This window comes from Streptomyces sp. NPDC004327, from assembly GCF_042873935.1.
Classification (GTDB): domain Bacteria; phylum Actinomycetota; class Actinomycetes; order Streptomycetales; family Streptomycetaceae; genus Streptomyces.
Window position 1 is genome coordinate 280,686 of the sequence record NZ_JBIAME010000006.1, and the last position, 14,131, is coordinate 294,816.

At 75.0% G+C, this 14,131-nt stretch carries 12 protein-coding genes and 2 riboswitches; of the genes, 6 read left to right on the plus strand and 6 right to left on the minus strand.

Features of this window, described 5'->3' with window-relative positions; all coding sequences use genetic code 11:
- The first annotated feature begins 6 nt into the window (after positions 1-6).
- Both ACFYU9_RS22040 and ACFYU9_RS22045 read left to right on the plus strand, forming a co-directional pair.
- Positions 7-1,674: a glycosyltransferase gene (locus ACFYU9_RS22040; RefSeq protein WP_389211006.1), complete on the plus strand. Its 1,668-nt coding sequence runs from the start codon at positions 7-9 to the stop codon at positions 1,672-1,674.
- A 14-nt stretch (positions 1,675-1,688) separates the two neighbouring features.
- Complete coding sequence (locus ACFYU9_RS22045) at positions 1,689-2,648, plus strand: D-2-hydroxyacid dehydrogenase family protein (RefSeq protein ID WP_389211495.1); 960 nt, start codon at positions 1,689-1,691, stop codon at positions 2,646-2,648.
- Positions 2,649-2,728: 80 nt separating this feature from the next.
- Here the strand turns inward: ACFYU9_RS22045 and ACFYU9_RS22050 are convergent, their stop codons facing one another.
- On the minus strand, positions 2,729-3,577 hold the full coding sequence (locus ACFYU9_RS22050; protein WP_389345763.1) for a CbtA family protein: 849 nt from the start codon (positions 3,575-3,577) through the stop codon (positions 2,729-2,731).
- Positions 3,578-3,612: 35 nt separating this feature from the next.
- Entirely contained in the window at positions 3,613-3,843 is a 231-nt protein-coding gene (locus ACFYU9_RS22055; RefSeq protein WP_389211003.1) for a CbtB-domain containing protein, read from the minus strand.
- 35 nt (positions 3,844-3,878) lie between these two features.
- Positions 3,879-4,021, minus strand: a riboswitch (cobalamin riboswitch).
- Between the two features lie 51 nt (positions 4,022-4,072).
- On the opposite strand from ACFYU9_RS22055, the gene ACFYU9_RS22060 reads away from it, so the two are divergent.
- Positions 4,073-4,627, plus strand: a complete 555-nt coding sequence (locus ACFYU9_RS22060) for a histidine phosphatase family protein (protein WP_389345764.1) — start codon at positions 4,073-4,075, stop codon at positions 4,625-4,627.
- Positions 4,628-4,656: 29 nt separating this feature from the next.
- Here the strand turns inward: ACFYU9_RS22060 and ACFYU9_RS22065 are convergent, their stop codons facing one another.
- Together ACFYU9_RS22065 and ACFYU9_RS22070 are read right to left on the minus strand one after the other, a co-directional pair.
- Entirely contained in the window at positions 4,657-5,013 is a 357-nt protein-coding gene (locus tag ACFYU9_RS22065) for a GntR family transcriptional regulator (RefSeq protein WP_389210999.1), read from the minus strand.
- 2 nt (positions 5,014-5,015) lie between these two features.
- Entirely contained in the window at positions 5,016-5,984 is a 969-nt protein-coding gene (locus ACFYU9_RS22070) for a hypothetical protein (protein WP_389345765.1), read from the minus strand.
- A gap of 225 nt (positions 5,985-6,209) precedes the next feature.
- Here ACFYU9_RS22070 and abc-f point away from each other — a divergent pair, with 225 nt between their 5' ends.
- A complete protein-coding gene (gene abc-f, locus ACFYU9_RS22075; RefSeq protein ID WP_389345908.1) occupies positions 6,210-7,889 on the plus strand; it encodes a ribosomal protection-like ABC-F family protein in 1,680 nt (559 codons plus the stop codon).
- Here the strand turns inward: abc-f and ACFYU9_RS22080 are convergent.
- Both ACFYU9_RS22080 and cobN read right to left on the minus strand, forming a co-directional pair.
- Positions 7,886-8,236, minus strand: a complete 351-nt coding sequence (locus ACFYU9_RS22080) for a hypothetical protein (RefSeq protein WP_389345766.1) — start codon at positions 8,234-8,236, stop codon at positions 7,886-7,888. The genes abc-f and ACFYU9_RS22080 overlap by 4 nt on opposite strands.
- Before the next feature lie 4 nt (positions 8,237-8,240).
- Positions 8,241-11,894: a cobaltochelatase subunit CobN gene (cobN, locus tag ACFYU9_RS22085; RefSeq protein WP_389210993.1), complete on the minus strand. Its 3,654-nt coding sequence runs from the start codon at positions 11,892-11,894 to the stop codon at positions 8,241-8,243.
- 60 nt (positions 11,895-11,954) lie between these two features.
- Positions 11,955-12,038: riboswitch (cobalamin riboswitch) on the minus strand.
- 159 nt (positions 12,039-12,197) lie between these two features.
- Here cobN and ACFYU9_RS22090 point away from each other — a divergent pair.
- Together ACFYU9_RS22090 and ACFYU9_RS22095 are read left to right on the plus strand one after the other, a co-directional pair.
- Positions 12,198-13,430 (plus strand): cobalamin biosynthesis protein CobG, encoded by a 1,233-nt coding sequence (locus tag ACFYU9_RS22090; RefSeq protein ID WP_389345909.1) that lies wholly within the window; start codon positions 12,198-12,200, stop codon positions 13,428-13,430.
- A complete protein-coding gene (locus ACFYU9_RS22095) occupies positions 13,427-14,080 on the plus strand; it encodes a precorrin-8X methylmutase (protein ID WP_389210991.1) in 654 nt (217 codons plus the stop codon). The genes ACFYU9_RS22090 and ACFYU9_RS22095 overlap by 4 nt, the downstream gene beginning before the upstream one ends.
- The last annotated feature ends 51 nt before the right edge of the window (positions 14,081-14,131 follow it).

The following is a 14,131-nucleotide window of genomic DNA, read 5'->3' on the forward strand; positions in this document are numbered from 1 at the left end:
CGACAGATGAACGTCCCGCGCACGCCCACGGTCTCGCTCGTGATCCCCGTCTACAACGCGATGCCGTACCTGCAGCTGACGCTGCAGTCGATCGAGCAGCAGACCATCGGTCTCGACGCCATCGAGGTCGTCGCCGTGAACGACGGCAGCAGTGACGGCAGCGGGGAGACGCTCGACGCGTGGGCGAAGGCGCACCCCGGGGTCATGAAGGTGATCCACCAGGAGGCGTCGGGCGGGCCGAGCCGGCCGCGGAACGTGGGACTGGACAACGCGACGGGCACGTACGTGTTCTTCGTCGACGGCGACGACTGCCTGGGGCCCGAGGCGCTGGAGCGGCTGGTCGCCATGGCGGAGAAGAACGGCGCGGACACCGTGCTCGCCAAGCTGGTCGGCGTCGGCCGGCGGGTGCCGAAGGCGGTCTTCGCGAAGAACGTCGACAAGGTCGACCTGTCGAAGGGCGACGCGTACTACACGCTGATGCCGTTCAAGCTGTTCCGGCGCGAGATGATCGAGAAGCACGCGATCCGCTTCCCCGAACACATGCGGATCAGCGAGGACCAGCACTTCGTGGCCCGCGCCTATCTGCACAGCAAGGTCGTCTCGACCGTCGGCGACTACGACTGCTACTACGTCGTCAAGCGCGGCGACGAGGGCAACATCACCGCGAACGGCATCGACTTCACGATCGCCCTGGAGCAGGCCGACGAGATGGTCGCGCTGGTCACCGGGCTGACCGAGCCGGGCGCGCTGCGCGACCACCTGATCGGGCGGCACGTCAACGTCGAGATGATCCGCCGCTTCGACCAGCGGTTCCTCGACGCCGACGCCGAGGAGCGGACGGCGATGGCCCGGCTGGCCGGCCCGTACGCGCAGAAGTGGATCACGCCGGCGATCCTGGCGAAGATGCCGGTCAACGAGAAGCTGGTCGCGCACTGCCTGCGCGAGGGGCTGGTGGAGGAGCTGGCCGAGGTCGTCGCCTGGCAGCTCGCCGGCCGGCCGGGCAAGGCCCTGGTGCGCGGCGGCAGGATCTTCGCGACGCCGCCGTTCCCGGCCGCCGACTCTCCGGTGTACGAGGAGCTGTGCGACATCACCGGCGCGGCGCTCGGCGCCAGCCCGCGCCGCCGCGTCGACAGCATGGCGTGGCGCGGCACCGCCCTGGACCTGACCGGCTACGCGTACATCGACATGGTCGACACCGACGATCTGGTCACCGAGGTCGTCCTCAAGCACGCCGGCACCGGCCGCGAGATCGCCGTGCCCGTCGAGCACGTGCCGTCGCCGCACATGACGGTCAGCCGCGGCAAGGAGACGTACGACTACGGGCGCGCCTGCTTCCGCGTCTCGATCGACCTGGCCACCGCCGACCAGGGCGGCGCGCTGCCCAAGGGCGACTGGCAGGTCGCGCTGCGCTGCACCGCCCAGGGCCTGACCGCCCGCGGCGAGCTGGGCACGGCGCTCGGCGGCAAGGTCAGCAAGCGGGCCGACGAGCACGCCGTCTCCCTGGCGGGCGCCGGAGGCGGCAAGGCGAAGAAGCTGCACACCGTGCGCGTCGGGCCCCGCGACGGGAAGCTGGTGCTCCAGCTGAAGCCGGCGCCGTCCGCCGTCTCCGCGTACGCCTTCAGCTTCGGCTGGAAGGCCGCCCGCGCCGTCCGCAGCCGCATCAACTGGAAGTGAGCGGGGACATCACCATGACGCCGCGCTGCGCGATCCTCGACGACTACCAGGGCGTCGCCCTGACCCGTGCCGACTGGAGCCGCCTCGACGGCCGCGTCGAGGTGCGCGTGCTGCGCGAGCACCTCGACGACCCGGACGCGCTGGTCGCCGCCGTCGAGGACTGCGAGATCCTCGTCGTCATGCGCGAGCGCACCCCGCTCGGCGCCGGACTCCTCGCCCGGCTGCCCCGGCTCCGGCTGATCGTCACGTCCGGGATGCGCAACGCCTCCATCGACCTGGCCGCCGCCCGCGCCCAGGGGATCACCGTGTGCGGCACCGCCAGCGCCTCCGAGCCGCCCACCGAGCTGACGTGGGCGCTGATCCTGGGCCTCGCCCGGCAGCTGCACACCGAGAGCCGCGCGCTGCGCGAGGGCGGGCCCTGGCAGTCGACGCTCGGCACGGACCTCGCGGGCCGGACGCTCGGCCTCGTCGGGCTCGGCAAGATCGGCGGGCGGGTGGCCCGGATCGGGCTCGCCTTCGGCATGGACGTCGTCGCCTGGAGCCCGAACCTCACCGACGAGCGGGCCGCCGAGCACGGCGTACGGCGCGCGGAGAGCCTCCCGGAACTGCTCGGCGCCGCCGACTTCGCCTCGCTCCACCTGGTGCTCTCCGACCGCACCCGCGGCCTGCTCGGGGAGCGGGAACTGCGCGCGATGCGCCCGGGCGCGTACCTGGTCAACACCTCGCGCGCCGGCCTCGTCGACGGCCCGGCGCTGCTCCGCGCGCTGCGCGAGGGGTGGATCGCGGGGGCCGGCCTCGACGTGTACGAGACGGAGCCGCTGCCCGCGGACGATCCGCTGCGCACGCTGCCGAACGTGCTGGCGCTGCCGCACCTCGGGTACGTGACGGCGGGCAACTACGACCGCTACTTCGGCCAGGCGGTCGAGGACATCGAGGCCTTCCTGGCGGGCGGGCCGGTGCGCGAGCTGGCGTGAACGCACGTCCGCCCCCGCACACCGAGGTGTACGGGGGCGGAGGCACGACGCCCGGGTGGCCGGAGCCCGGCCGCCCGCGCTCAGGCGGCCACGGGCGCGGACGCCGGATCCGGCTGCTCCTTCGGCGCGAGCAGCCGCTCCGCGAGCCACCCGAAGGCGAGCCCGAAGGCCGCCCACAGGGCCACCTGGATGCCCAGGGTCGCGACCCGGAAGTCCCACAGCACGGCCGCCGGGAACTCCGGCTGCACCGCGTCCGTGTTGTCCGGCAGGAACACGCAGGCGATCACGATCGCGGCGGCGTAGCCCGCGCCCGCGAGCACGGTCGCGTTCCAGTTGCCGAGGCGCGGCGCGAGCCGGCGGCCCGCGATGACCGCGGCGATGCCGAGCAGCACGCTCAGCAGGATCATCAGGAAGAAGAGCGTGGTGCGCTGCCCGATGGTGTCCGGGTTGCCGACGGCCGGCGGCGTCGCCGGGTACTTCAGGAACGGCACGAGATAGACCGTGGTGAAGGCCGCCGCCGCGACGAGCGCCGCCGTCGCCCTCGCCGTGAACCGGCCGACCCGGCCGAGGACGAAACAGAACGCCAGGGACGCGATGCCGCCGAGCGCCACGCCGTAGACGAGGACGCCGGTGGCGAGGCCGGCCGTGGACTGGAGGTCCCGGCTGACGATCTCCTCCTCGGAGTCGGCCTGGGTGGCCGCCCCGTTGGCACCGTTCGAGCCGTGGTCGTGGGAGTGCGCCGCGTGTTCCGCCTTGGCGGCCGTGGCCTCCTCGACGGCGATCGACGCGTTGACGGACGGCTCACCCGCGACGTACGCGACGGCGAAGGCGAACAGCCCGGCGATCAGGCCCGCGAGCATGCCGCGGACCAGAAGCCTGCCCACGAGCGAGCCGGTGGGCGCGCTCGTGGGTGTGGTGGGGGATGACATGTACTCGGATGCCCTTTGCCTCGGTGCCTGACGGCTCAGTGGCAGGGGAAACCGAGCAGGTGGCGTCCGTCGTGGACCCACTCGTGCACGTCGGCGCCCGCGAACAGGGACGTGGCGCCCTGCTCGGCACCGACGAAGTAGAGCGCGACGAGCATCAGGATGCCCGCGAACGCCGCCCACGGCAGCACCGCGCGAACCGGCAGCGAGACCGGAGCGGTGATGGCGGGGGTGGTGGGAACGGCGGGCGACGCAATGGCCTCGGCCATGGTGGAACCTCCTCGGGAACTCGCGTCCCATACGGTGGTGCGCGACGACGGTCGTCGGGTCTGACTCACCGCTCCCGGGGCTTGGGAGCGGCTCACAGTGGCGCGACCGTGCCGGATTTGCACCGGACTTCCGTCTCGCCGTCGTCGTTCATTCGGAAATGTCGACTGACGGTACCGCGCCGCTCACACCACGCCAAGACCGCCTGAAACGCTGAGGGATGAATCACCGATGACCGTGCACCTCTCCCTGATCGCGCCCGCCATGAGCCGGGCCCTGCGCGAGGCCCGGTTCGACGACGACGGGCCGGTGGAGCCGGTCTCCCACGATCCGCTGTGCCCCACGGCGCGGGTACGGGTGGTGTGCTCGCCGTCCGGACGCTGCCGGGCGACGGCCGGGGCGCTCGGCGTCGACACGGCGGCGTACGAGGTCGAACCGGCGCTCGCGGGCTGCGCGATGGGCCGGTGGCGGGGCCGGACCCTGGACGAACTCGCCGCCGCGGAGCCGGAGTCGGTGGCCGCGTGGCTCGGCGACCCGGACGCCGCCCCGCACGGCGGCGAGTCGCTGCGCGAGCTGCGCGCCCGGGTCGCCGCCTGGATGGACGCGCTGGAGTCGGGGACGGTCTGGGCGATCGCCGAACCGGACGTCATCCGCGCGGCCGCCGCGCACGCGCTCGGCGCGCCGGAGACGGCCTTCTGGCGCCTCGACGTGCGCCCGCTGGCGCGGGTCGAACTGTCGGGACGATCGGGTCGCTGGAACGTGCGCCTGGGCGGCCCCGTCGGCTGAGGCGGGGGCTCGTACCGGTGGATGCCGGTTCAGCCCAGGCTCGTGCGGGCCAGGTCGAGGAACTCCGCGTCGGTGATGCCGAGTTGCCGAGCCTCGGTGACGAGGACGCGGAGGCGTTCGACGAGCTGGGCGCGGTCGGGCGCCTCGGCGCCCGCCATGATGACGGCGCCCCGGCCGCGGCGCAGCTCGATCAGGCCCTCCTCGCGCAGCCGCTGGTATCCGCGCAGCACGGTGTGGACGTTGACGCCGAGGGAGTCGGCGAGTTCGCGGGCGGCGGGCAGCCGTTCGCCGGGCGCGGCGGAGCCGTCGGCGAGGGCGCCGCGGACGCAGGCGGCGATCTGGTCGCCGAGCGGGACGGCGGAGGCGGGGTCGACCCGGAAGAGCACGGTCAGATCCTCTCAGGTCCCGGGGCCCCGTCCGGGCGGGTGGCCAGGGCGTTGAGGAGGGCGGCCGCGGTCTCGGCGTCCGGGACGGTCACCGCGAACTCGAAGCCGGAGCGGCGCCGTACGACGAGGGCCTCGCCGGAGCGCAGGACGAGCGCGGACCGGTGCGGGCGGGTGCGGTAGCCCCAACCGCCGTAGTCGCCCAGCGGGTTCACCGTGCCGGCCTCCGCCTCGGCGACGTCGTCGAGCGGGATGCGGGTGCGGGGGCGGGGCAGGCCGGCCGGGGCGACGGTCAGGCCGTGCCGGTCGACGGTCACCCGGACCCGGGCGCAGGCGAGCCCGGGCGCGCCGACGACCAGGCCGACGAGGCCGAACAGGAGGTACGGCCAGGGGCCGAGGAGCGGGGCCAGGGCGAGGCCGGCGGCGCCCGCGAGCAGGAAGCCGGCGGACAGCGCGGTCAGCGGGCGGGAGCCGGTGACGCGGGACCAGCCGGCGGCCTCGCCGGCGGCGAGCTCGATCCGGGGCGCGCCGGCGGCGGGGACGGCGGGCGGTGCGGGCTCGGGCGGTACGAGCCGGGCGAGGCCGAGTCCGGCGAGCGCGGCGAGGGCGGCCGTGAGAGCGGCGAGGGCGAGGTCGACGAGCGGGTAGCGCGCGTCGGCGCCCTGCGCGGCGTCGAGGTTGGCGCGCAGCAGCAGGGCCAGGAGCGCGCCGGTGAACCCGGCCGTGGCCCAGGCGCCCCACAGCACCCGGCGCCGCGCGAACAGGGTCCAGCCGGCGCCGAGCGCCAGGACCAGGCCGGCGCCGACGGCGAGGAAGAGGGCGCGGCCGGTGTAGCCGTCGGGGCGGCCGTCGGTGCCGGAGAAGTGGGTGGCGAGGGGGTCCGGGAGGCGGTCGCGCCAGAGGGCGGACAGCAGCAGCTGGGTGGTGAGTGCGAGGACGAACGGCGCGGCGGTGAGCGCGCGGAGACGCTTCATGGAACCCCCTTGGTTCTAGTTGTTCGCACTCTACTAGAACAAGTGGGAAGGGTGCAGAGGTCCGGCGCGGATCCGCGCGACGCCGGACGGCGACCATCCCCCTCTTTGCAAGACGAGACGTTGCGTCTTGCCAATGGTGGAACGTCGCCGTACGGTAGGGCAGGTCACGGCGAGACGACACGTCTCGCCGCGGACCAGTCCTGTCGCCCGACCCCGGAGGTCACCCTGTTCCGACTCCAGCTCACCGACGTCACCAAGCTCTACGACGACCGGCACGTCCACCACCGGCTCGTCCTCGACCGGGTCTCGCTCACCGTCCGGTCCGGCGAACGCGTCGGCGTCGTCGGCGAGAACGGCGCCGGCAAGTCCACCCTGCTGCGGCTCCTCGCCGGCCAGGAGGCCCCCGACCACGGCACCGTCACCGTCGAAGCCCCCGGCGGCACCGGCCACCTCCCGCAGACCCTCGACCTGCCCGGCACCGCCACCGTCGGCGACGCGATCGACCACGCGCTCGCGGACATCCGGGAGCTCGAACGACGCATCCGCGAGGCCGAGGCGACGCTCGGCGCGAGTGGCCGTCCCGACGCGGGTCACCGGCCCGGCGGCCGGGACCGCCCCGGCGCGGAGGGCACCCTCGACGCGTACGCCGCCCTGCTCGCCGCCTACGAGGCGCGCGGCGGCGCGGACGCCGACCTGCGGGTGGCGACGGTGCTGCGCCGTCTCGGCGAGCGCGCCCCGCTCGACCGGGAACGCCCGCTCGGCACCCTGTCCGGCGGCCGCCGCTCCCGGCTCGCGCTCGCCGCGACACTCGCCGCCGACCCCGAACTGCTGCTGCTCGACGAGCCGACGAACGACCTCGACGACGAGGCCGTGGCCTGGCTGGAGGAGCGGCTGCGCACGCACCGGGGCACGGTCGTCGCCGTCACCCACGACCGGGCCTTCCTGGACCGGGTCACCACCGCGATCGTCGAGGTCGACCACGAGACCCGGAGCCTGCGCCGGTACGGCAACGGGTACACGGGCTATCTGGCCGGGCGCGCCGCCGAACGGGCGGGCAGGGAGCGGGCGTACGAGGAGTGGCGGGCCGAGCGGGCGCGGTACGCGGCGCTCGCCGACACCCACACCGACCACCTCGCCGCGATCCCGCGCAAGGTGCCCCGCGGCTTCAGCGGCGCGGGTGCCTTCAGGGCCCGGTCACGGACGCACGGCGCGATGAGCCGCATCCGCGCCGCCCGCACCCGGCTCCGGGAGCTCGCCGAGCACCCGGTGGCCCGGCCCGCGGACCCGTTGCGCCTCACCGCGCGGATCGACGGCGCGGCGGCGGCCGTGGAGCTGGCGGACATCCGGGTCGAGGGGCGGCTCCGGCTCGACGCGCTGCGCCTCGAACCGGGCGAACGGCTCCTGGTCACCGGTCCCAACGGCGCCGGAAAGACGACCCTGCTGCGGCTCCTCGCGGGCGAACTCGCCCCGGACACGGGCAAGGTGACCGCGCCCGGCCCCGGCCGGGTCGGCCTGCTCCGGCAGGACACGGCGCCACCGACCGACCCGCGGCCGCTGGCGACGGCCTTCGCCGACGGCCGGGACGGCGGCCGGGACAGCGGTGACGAACTGCTCGCCCTCGGCCTGTTCACGGCCCGCGACCTGGGCGTGCCCGTCCGGCGGCTGTCGGTCGGCCAGCGCCGCAAGCTGGACCTCGCGCGCCTCGTCAGCCGCCCCGTCGACCTGCTCCTGCTCGACGAGCCCACCAACCATCTGGCCCCGGGCCTGGTGGAGGAGCTCGACGCGGCCCTCGCCGACTATCCCGGCACGCTCGTGGTCGTCAGCCACGACCGCCGGCTGCGGGACGGCTTCCGGGGCCGCCGGCTCGAACTGGAGCCGTGGCCGGACCCGGTCGGCGTGGTTTAGGGGGTGGGCTGCGTGACCGGCGGGAAGGTCTTCACCTTCCAGCCGGTGCCGGCCCGCGGGCTGATGTGGACGCGGGACGGCGTGGCGGCCGGGGTCGACCCCGGCGCGTCCGTCGCGGAGGACGGCGCCGGGGGCGGCGCGGACGGGCTCGCGGGCGCCGTCTCGCCGGGCGTGGCCGGGGCCGTGGTGGCACCGGGCTCCGGCGCCGTGGCGCCGCCGGTGCCGCCCTTCGTACCGCCGTCGTCGGCGCCGCCGCCCGAGCAGGCCCCCAGGGCCAGGCCCAGGCCAAGCAGCGCGGCCGCCGCCCCCGCCGCCCGCCGTACCGCCGCTCTCCGCACCGCCGTCATGTGGTCAGTCCTCCCCGCCCGCGGAATCCGCCGCGCCCTCGATGTCGCCCTCAGTCTCCAGGAAGACCTGACGCAGCGCCGCCAGGGTCTCGGCGTCCGGCTTCTCCCACATGCCGCGGGACTCGGCCTCCAGGAGCCGCTCGGCGATGCCGTGCAGGGCCCACGGGTTGGCCTCCTTGAGGAAGGCCTGGTTCTCCGGGTCGAGGACGTACGCCTGCGTCAGCTTGTCGTACATCCAGTCGGCGACCACACCGGTCGTGGCGTCGTAGCCGAAGAGGTAGTCGACGGTCGCGGCCAGTTCGAACGCGCCCTTGTAGCCGTGCCGGCGCATCGCCTCGATCCAGCGCGGGTTGACCACGCGGGCGCGGAAGACGCGCGAGGTCTCCTCGACGAGGGTGCGGGTGCGGACGGTCTCGGGGCGGGTGGAGTCGCCGATGTACGCCTCGGGGGCCGTGCCGCGCAGCGCCCGCACGGTGGCGACCATGCCGCCGTGGTACTGGAAGTAGTCGTCCGAGTCGGCGATGTCGTGCTCGCGCGTGTCCGTGTTCTTCGCGGCGACGGCGATCCGCTTGTACGCGGACTCCATCTCGGCGCGCGCCGGCCGGCCTTCGAGACCGCGCCCGTACGCGTAGCCGCCCCACACCGTGTAGACCTCGGCCAGATCGGCGTCCGTGCGCCAGTCGCGCGAGTCGATCAGCTGGAGCAGACCGGCGCCGTAGGTGCCGGGCCGGGAGCCGAAGATACGGGTGGTGGCACGGCGTTCGTCGCCGTGCTCGGCCAGGTCGGCCTGGGCGTGGGCGCGGACGTAGTTGTCCTCGGCCGACTCATCCGCCAGGCCCGCGACGAGCCGGACGGCGTCGTCGAGAAGCCCGATGACGTGCGGGAACGCATCGCGGAAGAAGCCGGAGATGCGCAGCGTGACGTCGACGCGCGGGCGGCCGAGCTCGGCGAGCGGGATGGCCTCCAGGCCCTTCACGCGGCGCGAGGCGTCGTCCCACACCGGGCGGACGCCGAGCAGCGCGAGGGCCTCGGCGACGTCGTCGCCGGCGGTGCGCATCGCGCTCGTGCCCCACAGGGACAGGCCCACGGAGGTCGGCCACTCGCCGTTGTCGTCGCGGTAGCGCGTCAGCAGCGAGTCGGCGAGCGCCTGTCCGGTCTCCCAGGCCAGCCGGGACGGCACGGCCTTGGGGTCGACGGAGTAGAAGTTGCGGCCGGTCGGCAGCACGTTGACCAGGCCGCGCAGCGGCGAGCCGGACGGGCCGGCCGGGACGAAGCCGCCGTTCAGGGCGTGCACGGCGTGGGTGAGCTCGTCGGTGGTGGCGGCCAGGCGCGGCACGACCTGCTCGCAGGCGAAGCGCAGCACGGCTTCGACGTCCGGGCCGTACGGGCCGGCGACCGCGGCGACGGCCGCCACGTCCCAGTCCGCCGCCTCCATCGCCTCGACCAGCTCGCGGGCCTTCGCCTCGGCCTCGTCGGCCGTGGTGCGGGTCGCGGCCGACTCGTCCAGGCCGAGGGCCTCGCGCAGACCGGGCAGCGCCTGCGTGCCGCCCCAGATCTGGCGGGCGCGGAGGATCGACAGGACCAGGTTGACCCGGGCCTCGCCGGCCGGGGCGCCGCCCAGGACGTGCAGACCGTCGCGGATCTGGGCGTCCTTGACCTCGCACAGCCAGCCGTCGACGTGCAGCAGGAAGTCGTCGAAGCCGTCGTCCTCCGGACGCTCCTGCATGCCGAGGTCGTGGTCGAGCTTCGCGGCCTGGATCAGCGTCCAGATCTGCGCCCGGATGGCCGGCAGCTTCGCCGGGTCCATGCTGCTGATCTGCGCGTACTCGTCGAGCAGCTGCTCCAGGCGCGCGATGTCGCCGTAGCTGTCGGCGCGCGCCATCGGCGGCACGAGGTGGTCGACGAGCGTGGCGTGCACCCGGCGCTTGGCCTGGGTGCCCTCGCCCGGGTCGTTGACCAGGAACGGGTAGACGAGCGGCAGGTCGCCGAGGGCCGCGTCGGGGCCGCAGGCGGCGGACAGGCCGGCGTTCTTGCCGGGCAGCCACTCCAGGTTGCCGTGCTTGCCCAGGTGCACCATGGCGTCGGCGCCGAAGCCGCCGTCCTGCTCGCGGGCCGCGATCCAGCGGTAGGCCGCCAGGTAGTGGTGCGACGGCGGCAGGTCCGGGTCGTGGTAGATCGCGATCGGGTTCTCGCCGAAGCCGCGCGGCGGCTGGATGAGGACGAGCAGGTTCCCGCGGCGCAGGGCGGCGAGCACGATGTCGCCCTCCGGGTTGCGCGAGCGGTCCAGGAACATCTCGCCGGGCGCCGGGCCCCAGTGCTCCTCGACCTGCTCGCGCAGCTCCGCCGGGAGCTCGGCGTACCAGCGCTTGTAGTCGGCGGCCGGGATGCGGACCGGGTTGCGGGCCAGCTGCTCCTCCGTCAGCCAGTCCTGGTCGTGGCCGCCGGCCTCGATGAGGGCGTAGATCAGCTCGTCGCCGTCGCCGGAGACCAGGCCCGGGATGTCCTCGACCGGCCCGAAGTCGTAGCCCTCCGCGATGAGCCGCTTCAGGAGGGACACGGCGGAGGCCGGGGTGTCCAGGCCGACCGCGTTGCCGATCCGGGAGTGCTTCGTCGGGTACGCGGAGAGGACCAGCGCCAGCTTCTTGTCGGCGTTCGGGATGTGGCGCAGGCGGGCGTGCCGGACGGCGATGCCGGCGACCCGGGCGGCGCGCTCGGCGTCCGCCACGTACGCGGGCAGGCCGTCCTCGTCGATCTCCTTGAAGGAGAACGGGACGGTGATCAGCCGGCCGTCGAACTCCGGCACGGCGACCTGGCTGGCCGCGTCCAGCGGCGACAGGCCCTCGTCGTTCTCCTCCCAGGCGGCGCGCGAACCGGTCAGGCACAGCGCCTGCAGGATCGGCACGTCGAGCGCGGCCAGCGCGCCCGCGTCCCACGCCTCCTCGTCGCCGCCCGCCTGCGCCTCGGCCGGCTTGGTGCCGCCGGCGGCGAGGACGGTGGTGACGATCGCGTCGGCGGTGCGCAGGGTGTCGAGCAGCTCCGCCTCGGGGGCGCGCAGCGAGGCCACGTACAGCGGCAGGGCGTGGGCACCGGCGTCCTCGACGGCGTCGCAGAGGGCGCTGACGAAGGCGGTGTTGCCGCTCATGTGGTGGGCGCGGTAGTAGAGCACCGCGATCGTCGGACGGCCGTCGCCCGCCGGGGCCTTCGCGGTCCGGTCGAGGGGGCCCCAGGTGGGGGCGGCGGCCGGCGGCTCGAAGCCGTGGCCGGTCAGCAGGACGGTGTCGGAGAGGAAGCGGGCGAGCTGGGCGAGGTTCGCCGGGCCGCCGTGCGCGAGATAGGCGTGCGCCTCGGTGGCGACGCCGACCGGCACCGTGGAGGCGCCCATGAGCTGCGCGTCCGGCGCCTGTTCGCCGCTCAGCACGACCACCGGCTTCCCGGCGGCGAGCACCGCGTCCAGGCCCTCCTGCCAGGAGCGGATGCCGCCGAGGAGGCGGACGACGACGAGCTCGGCGCCGTCGAGGAGACCGGCGAGGTCGTCGTGGGGGAGGCGGGCGGGGTTGGCGTAACGCCACTCGACGCCCTCGTCACCGGTGGCGGCGTGGGTGTTCGCCGCGCGGGCGCTGAGCAGGTCGGTGTCGGAGTGCGACAGCAGCAGGAGCATGGCGGGGCTCAGGCCCTTCCTCGGGGTTGTCCGCGCCCCGGGTGGTCGTGTGGACGGCGGGAGTTCCTGACTCACCGGCCTCCGGACGTGCCCGGGACCGGCTCACAGTGGCGGGACCGCGCCGGATTCTCACCGGGCTTCCTCCCCGGGGCCCTGGGACCCCATGCCGATCTGCATCCTAGATCGTGCGGGCGGCCGGCCGGAGGGGGCGGCGGGGTCGGCCGGATCACACCGGACAAGACGGCCGGATCGCGCCGGACGTCGACCGGATCACACTCGGTGGCCGGGCGGTTCCCCGTGGGTATGCTCGCCGCCATGCCGCCCACCCCACCCCCGGCACCCGAACGGGGCGAACCCGTCATACGGGACCGCGGCGACGCGTGCCCGGGCGCGCTTCGCCTGCACGCCGCCGCCGACGGCTTCCTCGCCCGACTCCGGCTGCCCGCAGGACGCCTGACGGAGCCTCAGGTCGCGGTCCTGGCCGACGCCGCCGAGGCCCTGGGCGACGGCAGCGTCACCGTCACCTCACGCGGCAACCTCGAACTGCGCGGCCTCCCCGACGGCTGCGGAGACCGCCTCGCCGGCCTCCTCGACCGGGCCGGCCTGCTCCCCTCCCCCACCCACGAACGCGTCCGCAACGTCCTCGCCTCCCCCGCCGCCGGCCTCGACGGACTCGGCCACGCCGACGTGCAGTTGTGGGCGCGCGAGCTGGACGCGCTGCTGTGCGCCGAGCCGCGGGCGGCGTCCCTTTCGGGACGGTTCCTGTTCGTCCTGGACGACGGGCGCGAGGACGTGGCCGGGCTCGGCGGCGATGTGACCTTGATCGCAGGGCCGGCCGGGGACGTCAGGATGCGGCTGGGACGGCGGGTGTTCCGCGTGCCGGCCGGCGACGCCGTCCGCGCGGCCCTGACCGCCGCCCTCGCCTTCCTCGACGCGGCCGAAGCCGCCGGGAACGGCGCCTGGCGGCTGCGCGAGCTGCCCGACGGCCACGCCCCGGACTGGGCCGCCGCGCTCGCCGCCGCCGGCATCGCGGCACGGCCCGTCCCCGCGTCCGCACCAGTGCCCGGCCCGGCCCCCGCGCCCGCCCCAGGACCGCTCGGTGACCGTGCCCTGCACGTCCTCGCCCCGCTCGGCCGGCTGACCGCCGCCCAGCTGCGGGCGCTGCTGCCGGCGGCCGAGGTGCGGCTGACGCCGTGGCGCGGAGCGGTCGTCCTCACGGACCCGGACCGGCTGCTCGCGCTCGCCGCCGCCGGCCTCGTCACCACCGCCGACGCCCCCGGCGCCGGAGTCACCGCCTGCACCGGCCGGCCCGGGTGCGCCAAGTCGCTGGCCGACGTGCGGACCGACGCCGGGCGCGCGCCCGCCGGGACGCTGCCCGTGCACTTCGCCGGCTGCGAGCGGCGCTGCGGGCACCCGCACGGCACCTGGATCGACGTCGTCGCCACCGGGGACGACACGTACCTGGTCGACGGCGTGCCCACCCCCCGTACCTCCCTGTCCGAAGCGGTCCACAGCGCCCGCGCCACGACGAGATGAGCGAGAGCAAGAGGATGTTCGAGTACGAGAAGGACGGGGCGGAGATCTACCGCCGCTCCTTTGCCACGATCCGCGCCGAGGCGGATCTCGCGGCGCTGCCCGCCGACGTCGCCACGGTCGCGGTGCGGATGATCCACGCCTGCGGCATGACCGACCTCGTCCAGGACGTCGCGTACTCGCCCGGTGTCGTCACCGCCGCCCGCGCCGCCCTGCGCGGCGGCGCGCCGATCCTGTGCGACGCGCAGATGGTCGCGAGCGGTGTGACCCGCAAGCGGCTGCCCGCCGACAACGACGTGGTCTGCACGCTCTCCGACCCGGCCGTGCCCGGGCTCGCCGCCGAGCTGGGCACCACGCGCTCGGCCGCGGCGATGGAGCTGTGGCGCGACCGCCTGGAGGGCTCGGTCGTGGCCATCGGCAACGCGCCGACCGCGCTCTTCCACCTCCTGGAGATGATCGCGAAGGGCGCCGGGAAGCCGGCGGCCGTGCTCGGCATCCCGGTCGGCTTCATCGGCGCCGCCGAGTCCAAGGACGCGCTCGCCGCGAACGAGCTCGGCCTGGAGTACCTGGTGGTGCGGGGTCGGCGCGGCGGCAGCGCGATGACGGCGGCGGCGCTCAACGCGCTCGCGCACGAAGCGGAGATCCAGAAGTGAGCGACACGACCACCCAGAAGCGGGGCAAGCTGTACGGGGTCGGGCTCGGCC